Origin of the sequence: Meiothermus sp., from assembly GCF_037443965.1 — a bacterium.
GTDB lineage: Bacteria > Deinococcota > Deinococci > Deinococcales > Thermaceae > Meiothermus.
The window spans coordinates 46,166-61,076 of sequence record NZ_JBBINI010000013.1 but is presented as its reverse complement, the minus strand read 5'-3'; the positions used below and the strand labels follow the sequence as shown (position 1 = coordinate 61,076).

Sequence of the window (14,911 nt, the reverse complement as noted above, 5' to 3'; positions counted from 1 at the left end):
ATCGGGATATTTTTCCCTACACACATTCCAGAGTCAGTGCCACCATTGGCACATGTTCGGTATTCGTGACCGACTACTGGGTGTACTGGTGGGGCTCATGTTCCTCCCCTTTGCCCTACAACTGTTGGGCTGGGCGGGTACGCCCCTGGGCGGCGGGCCCTGTGGGGCGATTGGAATAGATCAACTGATGCTCGAGCAGCCGCAGGCTTTCTTTTATGCTCAAATCATGCTGTGGGGCATTTCTCTTCTAATGGCTACCGGGTTTTTTGTCCTGATGCTGGGCTTTATGCACAACGGCAGTATCCCCAAACCCCAGGCCCGGCCTTTCTTGTTGGTAGCGGTGGGAATAGGGGTTTTCACCGCCATGGTTTACATACTGACCCATACCTGGGGCCTGCCGGCCCCTAGCCCAATTGGTTGGTTAATGAGCGGAGCCGAACCTACCGATGCCATAGGGGTTCTGATTTTATTGGTATTGTTCCTACAAATCGGCATGACCCTGCGCTGGCTTAAGCAGACCGAAGAAACGCCCCAAAGGGCAGCCTCGTCACAGGCCAATGGATCCAAGGTTATTTGAGCCAGACTTCATCGAGAAACAGGCTAAATTGGGGAGCAAATGGAAGATTCGTGGCTGGATCGGTGGCTGCTCGAGCGCTTTCGTAGTGCACACACCTCGAGTTTTGGTAAACTCTCGGCGCTGCCGGGCTACAGGGGGCTTGTGGAAGAGGTGCGAGAGGTTTTGCAAACCTATAACCCCGACGACATCCAACAACGCATCTTCCAGACCTACCGGGCTTTCTTCACCACCCCCGTTTTGAGCTTGCTACGCGTGATTACAAAAACCGCACCCGGATCCGCCCACTCCTTGCTGATGTGGGGTACCCCCCTGGCCTTTCGGTTCCTAGTGGGCCAGTCCAAACCCATTACACAAAACCAGATTCACATCAGTCGGTGCAAGTTTGCGGAACAGGCCGGCCCCGAAGCCTGCCTGCGGGCTTGCAAACTGCCTACCGAAAACTTCTTCCGCGAAGTACTGGAAGTAGAACTACGCCTCGAGCCAAACCAAAGCAATCTCTCCTGCACGGCAGAGTTAAGCCTCCTTAGCGGCTCCCATCGGCAATTGCAGTCTTAGTGCTCCGGTAACTTGATTCCTGGGATGGATTTGGCTCCCTTAATATCTGGGAGGGGTGCTATATGCGCCCCTCAAACGCAGAGGTTGGTATAAGTCGAGCTTGTTTCATACGCATTTCGGTAGCATCGTTCACTTCGGCAAGCCTAAACGATACTACCGAAATGCTTTTCTACTCCCTTCGGTCGGCTTGAATCCTTCACCTCTGACTGCGGCGGGCGGTGAAGGATTCAAGCGGAAACGGTATCAAAGCATTGATACCCCTGGCAGCCTTCTCCCAAAAACATCTCCAGCCCTTTTTGCAGGCTGTGCTACCATATACAGCCGTGACAGCCGTTACTGGAGGCCGCTGGGTTGCTGAGATTTATGGCTGCAACCTGGAAGTGCTGGAAAACCCCAAACTGGTAGAGGTGGCTCTCAGGGATGCCGTCATCAAACTGGGTGCACCACCTGGAAGCGTACAATCCACGGTCTACAAGTTTTATCCTCAAGGACTCTCGGCAGCAATCCTTTCGCCGGTAGCAGCAGTAATGATTCATACCTGGCCCGAGGACGATGTATCCGCTGCGCTCGATCTCTATTTCTATAGGCCCGACGTAGACCCCGAATCGGTTTTGCGCGGGCTGGCCAGGGCTTTTGGGGCCAGGGAGGAATCGGCCTTTCGCTTGTGGCGGGGCGGCGAGCACGAAATTAAGCGCCGGGTACAGGGTTCGGAATCCAAACGAGCAGAATAAGACTTGAGGGAAGCAGGGGATATAGAGCTGGGTAGAAAAGCGATAAAACCTTCGAATGGGGTTACAACCCCTATCACCCCTGGCTCAAATCTGGAGGACACCCATGGAATATGGTATGTATTACCTCGAGCAAGTCACACCCTACGAGGCCATCTACCGCCGCATGGAGAAGGTGCTGGCGGCAGGGCGCACCCGGTTCCAGGACTACTTCATCTTTCAGACCGGTGCTTTTGGCAAGGTACTGGTGCTCGACAAGGACGTCCAGTCTACCGAGCGCGACGAGTACATCTACCACGAGACCTTGGTTCACCCGGCCATGCTGGCCCACCCCAATCCCCGCTCGGTGTTCATCGTGGGGGGCGGTGAAGGGGCTACTTTGCGGGAAGTCCTGCGGCATCCCACCGTGGAAAAAGCCGTGATGTGCGACATTGACGACGAGCTGGTAGAAATGGCCCGCCGTCTGTTGCCCGAGTGGCACCAGGGCGCCTTCGACGACCCCAGGGCCCAGGTCGTTACCGAGGACGCCAGGGGCTGGCTGGAGAACCACCCCGATACCTACGATGTGATCATCGTGGACCTGAACGACCCTGTAGGCCAGGATAACCCGGCGCGCATGCTCTTTACTGTGGAATTTTACGAACTTCTCAAGCGCCGCCTCAACCCCGGCGGCCTGATGGCCATGCAGGCGGGCATGATTCTGCTCACCCACCACAAGATGCACCCGGTGGTACACAACACCGTCAAGCAGGTCTTCAAGCACACCCGCAGCTACCGCAACTACATTCCAGGGTTTATGCTCAACTTTGGTTTCATTGTGGCCTCCGATGCCGTGGACATTACCGGTTTGAGCGAGGGCATCCTGGAAACCCGCATCGTCGAGCGCGGTCTGGCCCTCAGGCACCTGGATGCCGCCTTCACCGAGGCCATGTTTGTGCTGCCCAAAGACCTCAAAGAGGCCATTGCCGCAGAAAAAATGGTCTCACGTGACAGCCAGCCCTTCTGGCTCACCGAGGAGGGCGAGGCCCGGCAGTCCGGGGCTTGAGCCTGGATGTTCTGGAATCCAGGCCACCCAGGTCTTTGGGTTGGATTTCGCCAAAACTGCTCAGAGGCCACTTTGGCTTATAAGCCTTAACGCTAAGGTAAGGTTATGTATAGCGATTGTGGTTTGCCGAGAGCGGTATATGTTGCATTGCTAGCCCTGTTATTAGGCCTGGTGGTTTCCGGGTGCGCGCCAGCGACTCTAACACCAGGCCCCGACGGCTACTCTCTGCGTCCGGCGGTGCAGGCCGAGCGAAGGAGCCTCGAGCTGCCGGGTTTTGGCAGGGTCAGCTACTACGCCAGCCCGGAAGGCACAGGTCGGCCGCTCATTCTGACCCACGCCGTGAATGCCGCAGCCAGCGCCTACGAGATGAGGCCGGTGTGGGATATGTTTGTCGGAAGTCGCCCGCTGTATGTCTTGGAATGGCCTGGTTTTGGCAGCAGTGACCGCCCGGACACCCCCTACACCCCCAAGTTGATGAGCCGGGCGCTCCTCGCGTTGGTGAACCAACTCAATAGCGAGGTAGACGTGGTGGCCCTCAGCCTGGGTAGCGAGTTTGCGGCTCGAGCTGCACTGGCCGAGCCACGCATCAAGACCCTGGCCCTGATCAGCCCCAGCGGGTTTGGGACCCCCACCGGCGCCTCTCAGGAAGCCTCCGAGCAAGACGGTGGCACCTCGCTCTTTGGGTTTCTCAGCGCCATCGGCGACCCGTTGTTTGGGTTGCTGAGCACCCGTTTTGTGCTCGAGTTCTTTCTCGACCGCAGCTTTCGCGGGCCGGTGCCTGCCGAAGTCGTAGACTACGCCCAGCAGACCACCCACCAGCCGGGAGCCAAGTTTGCCCCCATTTACTTCGTGAGCGGCCGGCTGTTTACCCGCGATGCCTACAACCGGCTCTTTGATCCACTCACCATTCCGGTGCTGGTTCTCTACGACCAGGACGGCTTCGTTTCCTTCGAGAACCTTGCGGTTTTCGCACAAAAACCAAACGCCAGTGTAGTTCGGATTCCCGATACCGACGGACTGCCTCATTTTGAAAAGCCGGACGAGGTGAAGGCAGCCTTGAGCGCATTTTGGAGCAAAGCGCCTTGATGGCGAGGGCCAGCTTCTGCATTTTTTCATCCCAAAGCAATAGAATCTAAACCATGCAAAGGACGCTTTTTGTTGCCGTCGCACTTTTGGCTGCTGTCATAGCCGCTGTGTTGTTCTTGGTGCTCCGACCCCAACCCTCCGCTGGTGCCGCCGATGCTGCCAGGGGCGCTAGGTTCGCCATCGGTAACCCGGATGCCAAGGTAACGGTGGTGGATTTTTCGAACTACCTGTGTGGCCACTGCCGCGACCACGCCAACGACGTGTTTCCCCTCATTAAGAGGGACTACATAGATACCGGCAAGGTGCGCTACATTTTCCGCGATTTCCCCTTTGGCGGGCAGGAGAACGTAATTCGGGCCGGAGAGGCTGCTGCTTGCGCAGCCGACAGCAACCTATATGTCGAATATCACGAGGCCCTTTTCCGCGCGCAAATGCAGTGGGCAGGCCTCAGCGGTCAGGCGTTGGACAACTACTTTGCCGACCTGGCAGGCCAGATTGGCATGGCCCCGGCTACTTTCTCACAGTGCCTGAAGTTGGGCAGCAAGCGGGCGGGGGTGCTCGCCGACCAGAAATTGGCGGGCGAACTGGGGCTCACCGGAACCCCAAGCTTCTTCGTGAACGGTGAGAAGTTTACCGGCCAGCGCTCCTACGATAGCTGGCGTGAAATTCTGGATAAAGCCTTGGCTAGCCAGGCCACCGGTGGCGATCAGGGCGGGGCTAGCAGTCCAGCCAAGCCTTAGGCAGGTTGCATTTACCCTATTTGTGTCTTCAGGAAGCCTGGCGCAAGCGGGCTTCCTCGAGGGCTTTTAGCGGCTTATCGAGGTGGGGTAGATCGAAGACCACTTCCGAGACCCCCGAACCAGGCAACTCGAACATTAGCTCAACCATGGCCTTTTCGATAACTGCCCGCAAGCCGCGCGCACCGGTGCCGCGCTTGAGGGCACGGCGGGCAATCTCACGTAGCACACCCGGCGTGAAGCGGATTTCTATACCTTCCATACGCAAGAGCTCCTGGTATTGACGTATAAGGGCGTTCTTGGGTTCGGTCAGGATTCGCACCAGGGCCTCTTCGTCTAGGGCCTCGAGCTGCACCATCAGCGGCATGCGGCCCACAAACTCAGGGATTAGGCCAAAGCGAACCAGGTCTTCGGGGATGGGCTCAGGTTTTTCTTCGGTTTTCTTGGGTCGAGTAAAGCCAATGGGGTTCTGGTCTACCCTCGAGAGCACGATGCGCTCGAGGCCGTCAAAGGCTCCCCCCAGAATAAAAAGAATGTTCTTGGTATTTAGGGTAATGAATTCCTGGTGGGGATGCTTGCGTCCACCCTGGGGGGGCACGTTGGAAATGGTACCCTCCACAATCTTCAACAAAGCCTGCTGTACCCCCTCCCCCGAGACATCGCGGGTCAGGCTAGGGTTCTCGGATTTGCGGGCAATTTTGTCAATTTCATCAATGTAGATGATGCCCTTCTCGGCAGCTTGCACATCAAAATCAGCAGCCTGTAAAAGGCGTAGCAATACGTTTTCCACGTCCTCGCCAACATAGCCCGCTTCAGTCAGAGTAGTGGCATCGGCAATGGCGAAGGGCACATCCAGCATCCGGGCCAAAGTCTCAGCCAGCAGGGTTTTGCCAGTTCCGGTGGGGCCAATCAGCAGCACATTGGACTTCTGTACCTCGGCTTCCGGATGCATTAGACGCTTGTAGTGGTTATATACCGCCACTGAGAGGGTTTTCTTGGGCATCTCCTGCCCGATTACGTATTGGTCTAGGAAGCTCTTGATCTCAACAGGTTTGGGCAGGTGACTGGGGCCCACAAAGCTTTGCTTGGGCTCCGCTTCTAAAAGGTCGTTAGCCCGCTCCACACACTCATTGCAGATAAACACCTCGCCCAAGGGCGACTCGATTAGATGCGCCACCTCGGGGTGTTTACGTCCACAGAAGCTGCAAGAAGGCTTACTGCGTCTCACGGCTAACCACCTGATCTACCAAGCCATAGCTGGCGGCCTCTTCGGCGGTAAGGTAGTAGTCGCGCTCAGTATCGCGCTCGACTTTTTCCAGAACCTGGTTGGTGTGGCGGGCCAGGATGCCATTAAGAACCTTGCGGGTCTTGAGGATTTGCTCGGCCTGAATGGCAATATCAGTAGCTTGACCACCCAGCCCCCTGGCCCAGGGCTGGTGGATCATAACCTTGGAGTGCGGCAATGCGTAGCGCTTGCCAGGCGCCCCCGCCGTGAGCAAGACCGCTCCCATCGAGGCAGCCAGACCCACACAGATGGTCGAAACAGGGGCTGATACAAACTGCATGGTGTCGTAAATAGCCAGCCCCGCATCCACATCCCCACCAGGAGAATTAATGTACATACGGATTTCCTGGTTGGGATTTTGCGCCGCCAGGAACAGGATTTGCGCCACGATGGTATTGGCTACCTGAGAGTCTATGGGCGTACCCAAGAAGATGATGCGGTCTTTGAGCAGGCGACTGTAGATGTCGTAGACCCGCTCACCACGGGCAGTCTGTTCGATGACGTAGGGAACTACCATATCGGCTCTATTCTATGCCTGAATGCCAGCACAAGAGGGCATTGGCGCACATAAACCTGATTCTTTACGCTTTGCTTGAGGCGTCTGCATTGTTTTTGGACCAGCATCTACAATCTTGCGCAAATAAGATCCGTTCGATTTTGAAATAGCGCGCTCGAGGGCTCTAGCTTTCGATTGAAGACACTGCCTCGAACAGCGCTTTGTCGTGTAGCCGCTGGATGCGCAGTCGGGCAATGGCTTCCCGGCCCAGCTCACTTTGCAGGCGGGATGGGGTTGTGCGGTAGGAACGCGCCATTTCAGCCAAGAACTCATCGAACTCTTCCTGGCTCAGCTCTGTCTTAAGCTCCTCTGTCAGGGCTTCCACTGCCAGCGAACGGCGCAGACGCTTGGTAGCACTTTCGGTAAGGTTTTGCTTGAACTCCTCGAGCTTGCCTTCCTTCTGCAGTTGGGCGATATACTCGCTGAGTTCGAGTTTTTGTTGCTTGAAGTCATCGGCCAGGCTCTCTAGCAGGCTTTGCTCCTCGCGGGCCAGCATGGTGGGCGGAATATCGGCTTCGATGGCCTCGCCAAGCTTGTCAAGCAACTGGCTGGCCTTGGCATTGCGGATCTCGCGCGCAAACTGGGCTGTCAGGCTCTCCCGCACCTTGGTAGTGAGGGCATCTAGGTTATCTTCGCCCACCGTTTTGGCAAATTCGTCGTCCAGTTCGGGTAGTTTGAGGGCCTTAACTTCCAGGATCTTAGTCTTGACCTCGCGTACGATGGTTTCGCCGTCTTTGACTGGCACCACTACCTCATCCCCGGCTTTCTTGCCCAACAAGGCCTCACGTACGTGCGGCTGGGCATTCTCCATCACCACCGGGAAGCGCCCTCCGTCATCGGTCTCGATAAAGACATTGTCTTTTTCCTGGGCTTCCCGATCCACCGCCACCATTTCGCCATAGCGGTTACGCAGATCATCTAGGGCCCGGCTGACCGCATCGTCGGTCACTTCGGGGGTTTCGACCTCGAGCTTGAAGCTTCGCCAGTCAGGCAGCTTTACTTCTGGGTAGTTCTCCACTTCCACGGTATAAACGAAGGGCTGACCAAAGGTCAGACTCTCGTCCAGAACCCGTGCCCCCACTGGCAGCAACGACAACTCCTGGGCAGCTTTGGGAAAGGTCTCGTCGCGCAGGGCTTCTTTTACTTCGTCCAACAAAGATTCTTTACCAATTTTGGCCTCAATTACCTTAGCCGGGGCCTTGCCAGCACGAAAACCAGGCAGCTTTACCCGCCCTGCATAGCTGCTCAGCACCGATTGATAGGTCTGCTCAACCTGGCTGGCCGGAACCTCAACCTTGATTTTTACCTTATAGCCTTCACGTTCAAGAATTTCTGCCACAACACACCTCAAGTTCGACCCCTGGGGCCGCCAAGGATACAGTGTACAACCCCCTACACGATTTTCGTACACCCCAAAAAGAAAATACCCCTTGGAAGGTGCTTGCAGCGGTAAGCAGTGAGTATAAGGGCTTCATATCGTTGTTTAGTACACAAAAACCTCGAGTTCTACCTCATTGATTTTCTGGTTTACCCATCAACTCTAGCGCAACTCAAACAAGGTGGAGGGTGGTTTTTTGGCTCCAAGACTCGAGAACTTCGACGGGACAACTGACCCTATATACCCCCCACAAGTATAAAGTACCTTATCAAATAAGGAGCAAACCATGAAAACCATTCTGGTAATCGGCGGAAACTTTGGCGGGATGACCAGTGCTTTCGAGCTGAAGCGCAAACTGGGCAAAGAGGCCCGAATTGTGGTGGTCTCGAGGCAAAAAGAGTTCGTCTATATCCCCTCCCTGATCTGGGTTCCCTTTGGTCGCCGCAAGGTCTCGGACATCACCTTCGATGCAGAGAGCACCTTCCGGCGTGGGGGTATCGAGTTCATTTTTGGCGAAGCCACCCAGATCAAACCCCAAGAGAACAAGGTCGAACTAGCCGATGGAACGGTGATTGACTACGACTTCCTAGTTGTTGCTACCGGAGCCAAGCTGGACTGGGATGCAGTGCCAGGGCTGGGCCCCAAAGGCTATTCCCACTCCATCTTCACTCCACCTGATGCCGAGAAAACCTATGAAGCCTACCAGAAATTCCTACAAAACCCCGGCCCGGTTGTAATCGGGGCAGTTCCAGGTGCTAGTTGCATGGGTGCTGGCTACGAATACCTCTTCAATTTCGATCACCAGGTTCGCAGAGCCGGGAAGCGTAACCAGGTCAGCATCACTTGGGTCACGCCCGAGCCCGCACTGGGCCACTTTGGCATCGGTGGCATGACCGGCGGCGAAACCATGCTCAAGATGTTCCTCAAGATGCAAGGCATTGAATACCGCGCCAATGCGGCTATTACTGAGGTACGACCCGATGGCGTGGTCCTCTCTACCGGCGAGGTGCTACCTTCCAGCTTCACCATGCTGGTGCCACCCTTCCTAGGGGTGGAGGTAATGCAAAAAACACCCGAACTGGTAGATGCCAAGGGCTTTGTAGAAGTCTCCGACGGCTACCAGAGCACGCATTTCCCCAACGTTTTTGCTGTAGGACTGGCTGCCAAAGTGCCCAACCCCTTCAAGGGCGATGTGGCCTTCGGGGTGCCCAAAACCGGCTTCCCCACCGACGAAATGGCTAAGACTGCTGCCCACAATATTCGCGAAATCCTACACGGCAACGTCAACAACCTGCACTGCAAGTCCTTCGGCAGTATGCCCGCTGTATGTGTGATGGATGCGGGGAACAAAGAGGTCATCATCCTGGGCAACCACCTCTACCCACCTCGCCAGTTCCAGATCATGCTGCCCAATGTACTCGGTGACTTTAACAAGGTGCTGGTAGAAAAAATGCTCTTGATGAAGTACCGCAATGGTTGGTCATTCCTGCCCTGAATAACCCACCCTCCTCCCCCCTCGGCTTTACCCGAGGGGGTTTGTCTATAAAAAAACCCCGGACTTCTCCGGGGTTGTGGTGCGCGGAGGGGGACTTGAACCCCCACACCTTGCGGCACAAGATCCTAAGTCTTGCGTGTCTACCAATTCCACCATCCGCGCAATCTTGAATAAAGAGATCAGAGAGCGGGGGGAAGGGTTTTCTATATGCCCTATCCCCCAACCTCTGTCCTACTTTTGGGGTGAGCGATGGGATTTGAACCCACGACCCCTGGATCCACAGACCAGTGCTCTAACCGACTGAGCTACGCTCACCACGCTGCAACAGCAGCAAAAAGTATTGTAGGGCTGGGATTCCAGCACGTCAAGAAGGGCAAATTTATTTGATAGATTCCCACTTTCGCCGGTTTTGGGGTTGCTGCGGGTTAAGCCCCACGATGTATGGGTCTTTTATCGGCCCAAGGCAGCTCGAGAGGGGTTGGGATTTGAGTCTATAGCGTTGACGCTCCTCCAAATACCCCCTATACTCGGCGCCAAGGTGTCAAACAATCGTTCGTTAGAAGAAGGTAAGCTGGAGAAAGGGAACCGTCGCGACGAAATCCTGGACGCGGCAGGCCAACTTTTTAGCCGCCAGGGCTTTCACGCCACTTCTATGCGCGACCTTGCCAGGGCTGTTAATCTGCAAGGGGGCAGCCTCTACGCCCACATCGAGTCCAAGGAAGAGGTGCTATTCAAGCTAGTCAATCGCGCTGCAGACGGGTTTCTGAGCAGCGCAGAAGCCATTCCGACCAGCCTTCCCCCTAAAGAACAGCTTAGACATCTCGTGCGGGGGCACCTGGAAGTAATTGTACGCGAGCTCGATAACGCCACGGTCTTTTTTCACGAGTGGAAGTTTCTTAGCCCTGCGTTACAAAGCCAGATCAAAGCCCAACGCGATGCATACGAGGGTTATTTCCGCAGAATTATCGAGGCGGGCAGTCGTTCGGGGGATTTCCAGGTCGAGGATATCCGGATCGCCAGCCTGTTTGTGCTTTCGGCCCTGAACTGGACTTACCAGTGGTACCGGCCAGGGGGCAAAATGAACCTCGAGACGCTGGCGCAGCAGTATTGCAATCTAATCTTCAAGGCTCTGGGTGCTACCGCCAGCGAAGACTGATGCCAACACCACAAACATCGCAAGCACCAGCAGCTTCATACGTCAAAAAGACCGTTGGCAAACAGATTTTCTAGGAATGGATGTTTGCCTGGGATTTCTGGATATAAATTTGGACAGGTCGCTTCAAGTATAATTCCTTGTGATGCCTTATCTGCGCCAACCCAGTTTTCTGGAGTACCTGAGCGAGCACGAGCGCCAAAGGTTGGGGCAGATCTGCCCACCTCGAGCCCTCGAACCAGGGGAATTCCTTTACCGCGATGGCGACCCGTGCCACAGTCTGATTATCCTGATTGAAGGCCAAGTCAAGCTTCTAAAGGTAGCCAGCGGGGGCCAGGACCGTATTGTGTACGTGGCCGGGGGCGGCGACCTGCTGGGCATCAACTTTTTAGCCCAGGAGGCTACGCACACAAACACGGCCATCTGTCTGAGCCGGGTGGTAATTTGCCCTGTTGAGAAAAGTCAGGTTGTACAAGTATCCAATGAGCTGCCCAATGTTGCGTTGCGCCTAGCCCAGGTGCTGGCCGACAGGGTAAGCCAGCTCGAGGGCCAACTCGAGGTTTCTGCAACCCCGGCGGCCTATCGCCTGGGTCGCGCGTTTGCATGGCTGGCTCAGCGCTTCAGCGTGCCTGATTTTTCCGCCTGGCGCGATCTGCCCATGGAGCTCAAGCAGGAAGACCTGGCGGCCATGTGCGGAACCACCCGGGTTACAGTTACCAACACGCTGGGTGAGTTGCGCAACCTGGGGCTGGTGGAGGGTACAAGGGGCCGGTACCGGGTTAACTTGAAAGCCCTCGAGCGCTGGCTCGAGGGCTTCGAGGAGATAGACTAGCTACCGCCGGCCCCACTGGGTAAAAACCTGATCGGTAGCGTTGGCCTGCTGGTGGCAGCCCACGCACATCGCTGGATCAGCCAGGTTACCTCCCTGAATAGTGTTGTCCTTACGCTCGTAGGCAGCCCAGGCCCAGTCGCCTGCGTTATTGCTGCGTTTTTGCATCACCCAGATGTTGGTCACCTGTAGGGTCTGGGGATCCACGCGCTCCTTTACGAAGATCGTACCCTGGGCAAAGGGCAGTTTGTAGTTGCCATTTGTGCCCAGCAGCCGGTCGGGGGTCAGGTTGACGTACACATCCTTGCCCAGGGGGTGCGCACCGGCCGAGTTGATCTTATTTACGTTGACTCGAGTCCAACCCGCATATCCACGAATATTCTCTGCTAAGCTTGCCACCTGGGCTAGTACCATCCCAACCACCACTAGTCCGGCAAAAACCATCCACTTTTTCATGGGTTACCTCCCAGGACACACGCTACCGAGCGCCTGGGGGGTTTTGTGTATCGAACTTAACACAGAAAACCAGCACAGCGTCTGCTACGACCCTCTTTCCTCACCCGACTTATCGTCTAGAGCAAATTCCAGGGCCATCTCCCAAGCCGACTGCTCGAGTTCAAATACCCGACCCACAATTTGGTTCACTTCAGTGGGCGAGAGTTGTTCGGATACCTCGAGGGCCAGGCTGCCAAAATCGTGAATCAGAGCCTGAGCTTCAGGAGCCATCCAGTGTTGGGTAATTTCGTCGGCCAGACCACCCAGGTCTTCCTCCGGGTCTCTCGAACGCAGAGAACTCCAGGCATCGAAAAAAGCCCTGTGCCGAGCCCAATGGGCCACAGTGCCCACGGCGTAGGGGGCTTGCTCGAGGGCCCGTAGAAAATCCAGGTAACCTTGGCGAGATGGGTGTACGGGGGCTTTAGGTAGATCGAGGTGGGCAAGCCAGTCTAGCTCTTCTACCGTAACCAGTAGGGCATTGGCTTTAATTAGCCGGTGCAATTGAGGTGCCCGGCGCAAAAGCGAGGTTTGCAGCCCCAGCATGGCTTCGTACAGGTACTGCTCCTGTACCAGCCAACGCGTGAAGGCGCGGCTGGAGACCTGCCCTTGACGCAGCAGGCGCAAGAAAGGCTGATTGGTCAATTCAGCCCAACCCCTGAAGCCCCGCAGATCAATCACGCTTTTAAGAGTGCGCCTAAATAGGGAGGGCGGGTGTGCGTGGGGCTAAGATTGGCGAGTAGGTCAAAACTTCCTCACCAGAATACCGTTGGCAGGCTTACAATTGAGCCTCCGTTCAGGCTCGTAGAGCAGTTTTGCGAACAAGCAACCAGGATCAGCCAGATGGCGAGCTTGCTGTGAAATCTGCGACAAGTACTTCACAAACACTCCAGGGTCTTGCAAGAAATGCCCTATCGAGCGCCTGGGAACCCATTCTGAAACACCTCGCTGAAAGCATAGGGCTGATCAATCCAGGGGTAGTGGCCCGCGCCTTCGATTAGCTCCAGATGCCCACCGGTAAGATCGGCAATCGTCTGAGCTTCGGGGTAGCTGCTGGCGTCCAAGGTGCCCAACAGCACCATGGTGGGGGCGTGCACCTCTAGCAAAAAGGGGGTATAGTCGAGGCGCCAAAGCCCATTCAGCACAAACATCCGCCCCGGTGTGTCGGCTCCCACCACGGTAGAGCCTTCCGCCATCCATTCGTATTCCATGCGGCTGTGCTGACTTGGAAACATGAGCTTATCGAAGGCTGCTTTTGGCTCCACATGGGCAAAGGCTTCCTGTAGCAGCCCTGTGCCATCCTGGGGCACTTCCACCTCGACGTCGTGCTGTGCAATACCCCGCAACGCCAGCGAGGCGCGGTAGAGCTGACCAGCAAGCCAAGGGAAGTTCGTCCAGGGGTTGACCAAAAGCACTTGTTCGGTAGTCTCGGGAGAGCGGCGGGCATAATCAAGCGCCAGCAACCCCCCAAAGCCGTGCCCCAGCAATGTCCAGGTATCCAGGCCCAGATGGTCTCGTAGGTGAAAGAGATCTTCCACCAAGGCATCTATGGTAAAAAGTTGCGGTTCTTCGGGCAGTGCTGGACTGCGGCCTCCGCCGCGCTGGTCGAGATAAAGCACCCGAAAATCTTCCAAATATTCCCCAAAGCCCTCTCGCAACGCATAGCTACTGCCTCCAGGCCCGCCGTGCAGTACAACAATGGCGGGGGCATCCTTGGGGCCGGTATCTTCCAGGTAGACCTCTACCCCATCGTCCACAACAATTAGATCGATTTCTTCGCGCATTGAGTTCCTTTATCGTGGTTCCCTCTATCCGAGAACTGCTCTAGGGGCGGCGAAGCCCTTCCTCGAGCAGTTCAAAGCTCCAGCTACGGAAACCCTCGAGCGCCATCGCCGCTGTCTCCAGGTCAGGGCCATACGCCCAGACCTCGAGCAGGTAAAGCCCTTGTTCGGCCCGGTGAAGCAGCCGGTAGGGGTGTGGGTATTGCCGGGCGAGTTGGCGCAAGGGTTCTGGGTTCTTACCTTCTACAAAAAGCACCTTCATCAAGGTTCAGTCTACCCCGAAGCCTCGCCGTAAACATTTCTTATCGGGTCTCATACCGTTTCCGCTTGAATCCTTCACCGCCCGCCGCAGTCAGAGGTGAAGGATTCAAGCCGACCGAAGGGAGTAGAAAAGCATTTCGGTAGTATCGTTTAGGCTTGCCGAAGTGAACGATACTGCCGAAATGCGTATCAAGAAGCAAAAAAAAGCACTTCACAATCGTCCGATAAACACCTACTTCGGGGAAGCCCCACCATATCCTCCCCGCCACAGACGCTCGAGAAAAAGCACTTCACAGGCTTCCTCGAGACGCTCACTTCGAGGAAGCCACACTGCGCCCTCCCCGCCACAGACGCTCGAGAAAAAGCACTTCACAGGCTTCCTCGAGGCTGGTCATTAGCGAAAACGCCTGCAACAGCGATTTTTCTGGTGCCTCCTCGATGCCTTTTACAAAAGCTCCATGGCCGCGCACCACACAGGCCCGGTGTTTTTGCAAGGCTCTGGCCACCGCTTCGGCAGCCTCGTGGCTTGCTGAGGCCGTCTTGGGAGATAAAACAGGAATCTGATCGAAGTAGTAGCGCCCTTCTAAGTCAATCGGCACGATGAAATCGAGGTGAAACGACAGGGCAATGGCATGGCGTGGATGGGCGTGCACCACGGCAGTGGCATCGGTCTGCTGGTAGATGGCGCGGTGGATCACCCGCTCCACCGAGGCGCCCCGGTCTTTTTCGGGGTCGGGCTCGAGGGGCAAGAACATCAGGTCGTCCGGGGTTAGGTGAGCCTTCTGGGCACCCGAGCGGGTAATCCACAAGCCTTCCCCCGCACGCACGGAGTAGTTGCCCGAGGTGGCCGAGGCCAGCCCTGCCGTAAATAAATCGGCCCCGACTTGCTGAAAGGTGAGATAAAGTTTGGCTTTCATCAGCTACCAGCGCTTAAGAAGCATAGGCTGCAAGCA

General features: G+C 56.2%; 17 protein-coding genes and 2 tRNA genes. 9 read left to right on the top strand and 10 right to left on the bottom strand.

The genetic code is table 11. The annotated features are described in order from the left end of the window. Positions 1–52: 52 nt before the first annotated feature. From WKI89_RS08800 to WKI89_RS08775, 6 genes are all read left to right on the top strand, one after another. Positions 53–577, top strand: a complete 525-nt coding sequence (locus WKI89_RS08800; RefSeq protein WP_337868854.1) for a hypothetical protein — start codon at positions 53–55, stop codon at positions 575–577. A 39-nt stretch (positions 578–616) separates the two neighbouring features. Further along, positions 617–1,132, top strand: coding sequence for a beta-carotene isomerase domain-containing protein (locus WKI89_RS08795; protein ID WP_337868853.1), 516 nt, complete (start codon positions 617–619; stop codon positions 1,130–1,132). Between the two features lie 323 nt (positions 1,133–1,455). Beyond that, on the top strand, positions 1,456–1,863 hold the full coding sequence (locus WKI89_RS08790; protein ID WP_337868851.1) for an S-adenosylmethionine decarboxylase: 408 nt from the start codon (positions 1,456–1,458) through the stop codon (positions 1,861–1,863). A 103-nt stretch (positions 1,864–1,966) separates the two neighbouring features. Then, the gene (gene speE, locus WKI89_RS08785; protein WP_337868849.1) at positions 1,967–2,905 is read left to right on the top strand and encodes a polyamine aminopropyltransferase; all 939 of its coding nucleotides are present in this window, start codon (positions 1,967–1,969) and stop codon (positions 2,903–2,905) included. Between the two features lie 171 nt (positions 2,906–3,076). Next, a complete protein-coding gene (locus WKI89_RS08780; protein WP_337868847.1) occupies positions 3,077–3,991 on the top strand; it encodes an alpha/beta hydrolase in 915 nt (304 codons plus the stop codon). Between the two features lie 53 nt (positions 3,992–4,044). After that, positions 4,045–4,731: a DsbA family protein gene (locus WKI89_RS08775; RefSeq protein ID WP_337868846.1), complete on the top strand. Its 687-nt coding sequence runs from the start codon at positions 4,045–4,047 to the stop codon at positions 4,729–4,731. A gap of 28 nt (positions 4,732–4,759) precedes the next feature. On the opposite strand, the gene clpX is transcribed toward WKI89_RS08775, so the two are convergent. The 3 genes from clpX to tig form a co-directional block, all read right to left on the bottom strand. After that, complete coding sequence (clpX, locus tag WKI89_RS08770; RefSeq protein WP_337868845.1) at positions 4,760–5,956, bottom strand: ATP-dependent Clp protease ATP-binding subunit ClpX; 1,197 nt, start codon at positions 5,954–5,956, stop codon at positions 4,760–4,762. Beyond that, positions 5,943–6,530 carry an ATP-dependent Clp protease proteolytic subunit gene (locus tag WKI89_RS08765; protein ID WP_337868844.1) on the bottom strand — a complete coding sequence of 196 codons (588 nt, stop codon included), beginning with the start codon at positions 6,528–6,530 and terminating at the stop codon, positions 5,943–5,945. The genes clpX and WKI89_RS08765 overlap by 14 nt, the downstream gene beginning before the upstream one ends. Before the next feature lie 163 nt (positions 6,531–6,693). Continuing rightward, positions 6,694–7,908 (bottom strand): trigger factor, encoded by a 1,215-nt coding sequence (gene tig, locus WKI89_RS08760; RefSeq protein ID WP_337868842.1) that lies wholly within the window; start codon positions 7,906–7,908, stop codon positions 6,694–6,696. A 325-nt stretch (positions 7,909–8,233) separates the two neighbouring features. Between tig and WKI89_RS08755 the strand changes: the two genes are divergently transcribed. Continuing rightward, on the top strand, positions 8,234–9,442 hold the full coding sequence (locus WKI89_RS08755; RefSeq protein ID WP_337868840.1) for an FAD-dependent oxidoreductase: 1,209 nt from the start codon (positions 8,234–8,236) through the stop codon (positions 9,440–9,442). A 77-nt stretch (positions 9,443–9,519) separates the two neighbouring features. Here WKI89_RS08755 and WKI89_RS08750 read toward each other — a convergent pair. Then, a tRNA-Leu gene (locus tag WKI89_RS08750) sits at positions 9,520–9,604 on the bottom strand. Between the two features lie 76 nt (positions 9,605–9,680). Then, a tRNA-His gene (locus WKI89_RS08745) sits at positions 9,681–9,757 on the bottom strand. A gap of 223 nt (positions 9,758–9,980) precedes the next feature. On the opposite strand from WKI89_RS08745, the gene WKI89_RS08740 reads away from it, so the two are divergent. Both WKI89_RS08740 and WKI89_RS08735 read left to right on the top strand, forming a co-directional pair. After that, entirely contained in the window at positions 9,981–10,598 is a 618-nt protein-coding gene (locus WKI89_RS08740; RefSeq protein WP_337868838.1) for a TetR/AcrR family transcriptional regulator, read from the top strand. A gap of 142 nt (positions 10,599–10,740) precedes the next feature. Beyond that, complete coding sequence (locus WKI89_RS08735; protein ID WP_337868836.1) at positions 10,741–11,427, top strand: Crp/Fnr family transcriptional regulator; 687 nt, start codon at positions 10,741–10,743, stop codon at positions 11,425–11,427. Here the strand turns inward: WKI89_RS08735 and WKI89_RS08730 are convergent, their stop codons facing one another. From WKI89_RS08730 to WKI89_RS08710, 5 genes are all read right to left on the bottom strand, one after another. Next, positions 11,428–11,880: a cytochrome P460 family protein gene (locus WKI89_RS08730; protein ID WP_337868834.1), complete on the bottom strand. Its 453-nt coding sequence runs from the start codon at positions 11,878–11,880 to the stop codon at positions 11,428–11,430. 84 nt (positions 11,881–11,964) lie between these two features. After that, a complete protein-coding gene (locus tag WKI89_RS08725; RefSeq protein ID WP_337868832.1) occupies positions 11,965–12,597 on the bottom strand; it encodes a hypothetical protein in 633 nt (210 codons plus the stop codon). 230 nt (positions 12,598–12,827) lie between these two features. Further along, a complete protein-coding gene (locus tag WKI89_RS08720) occupies positions 12,828–13,700 on the bottom strand; it encodes an alpha/beta hydrolase (protein WP_337868830.1) in 873 nt (290 codons plus the stop codon). A gap of 40 nt (positions 13,701–13,740) precedes the next feature. Then, the gene (locus WKI89_RS08715; protein ID WP_337868829.1) at positions 13,741–13,959 is read right to left on the bottom strand and encodes a hypothetical protein; all 219 of its coding nucleotides are present in this window, start codon (positions 13,957–13,959) and stop codon (positions 13,741–13,743) included. Positions 13,960–14,269: 310 nt separating this feature from the next. After that, entirely contained in the window at positions 14,270–14,875 is a 606-nt protein-coding gene (locus tag WKI89_RS08710) for a class II aldolase/adducin family protein (RefSeq protein WP_337868828.1), read from the bottom strand. Between the last annotated feature and the right edge of the window lie 36 nt (positions 14,876–14,911).

Excerpts from the sequence above, each read along its gene's own strand:
- WKI89_RS08800 (WP_337868854.1), top strand. The coding sequence starts at position 53 with ATGTTCGGTATTCGTGACCGACTACTGGGTGTACTGGTGGGGCTCATG.
- WKI89_RS08795 (WP_337868853.1), top strand. The coding sequence starts at position 617 with ATGGAAGATTCGTGGCTGGATCGGTGGCTGCTCGAGCGCTTTCGTAGT.
- speE (WP_337868849.1), top strand. The coding sequence starts at position 1,967 with ATGGAATATGGTATGTATTACCTCGAGCAAGTCACACCCTACGAGGCC.
- WKI89_RS08775 (WP_337868846.1), top strand. The coding sequence starts at position 4,045 with ATGCAAAGGACGCTTTTTGTTGCCGTCGCACTTTTGGCTGCTGTCATA.
- WKI89_RS08765 (WP_337868844.1), bottom strand. The coding sequence starts at position 6,530 with ATGGTAGTTCCCTACGTCATCGAACAGACTGCCCGTGGTGAGCGGGTC.
- WKI89_RS08755 (WP_337868840.1), top strand. The coding sequence starts at position 8,234 with ATGAAAACCATTCTGGTAATCGGCGGAAACTTTGGCGGGATGACCAGT.
- WKI89_RS08735 (WP_337868836.1), top strand. The coding sequence starts at position 10,741 with ATGCCTTATCTGCGCCAACCCAGTTTTCTGGAGTACCTGAGCGAGCAC.
- WKI89_RS08730 (WP_337868834.1), bottom strand. The coding sequence starts at position 11,880 with ATGAAAAAGTGGATGGTTTTTGCCGGACTAGTGGTGGTTGGGATGGTA.
- WKI89_RS08720 (WP_337868830.1), bottom strand. The coding sequence starts at position 13,700 with ATGCGCGAAGAAATCGATCTAATTGTTGTGGACGATGGGGTAGAGGTC.
- WKI89_RS08715 (WP_337868829.1), bottom strand. The coding sequence starts at position 13,959 with ATGAAGGTGCTTTTTGTAGAAGGTAAGAACCCAGAACCCTTGCGCCAA.
- WKI89_RS08710 (WP_337868828.1), bottom strand. The coding sequence starts at position 14,875 with ATGAAAGCCAAACTTTATCTCACCTTTCAGCAAGTCGGGGCCGATTTA.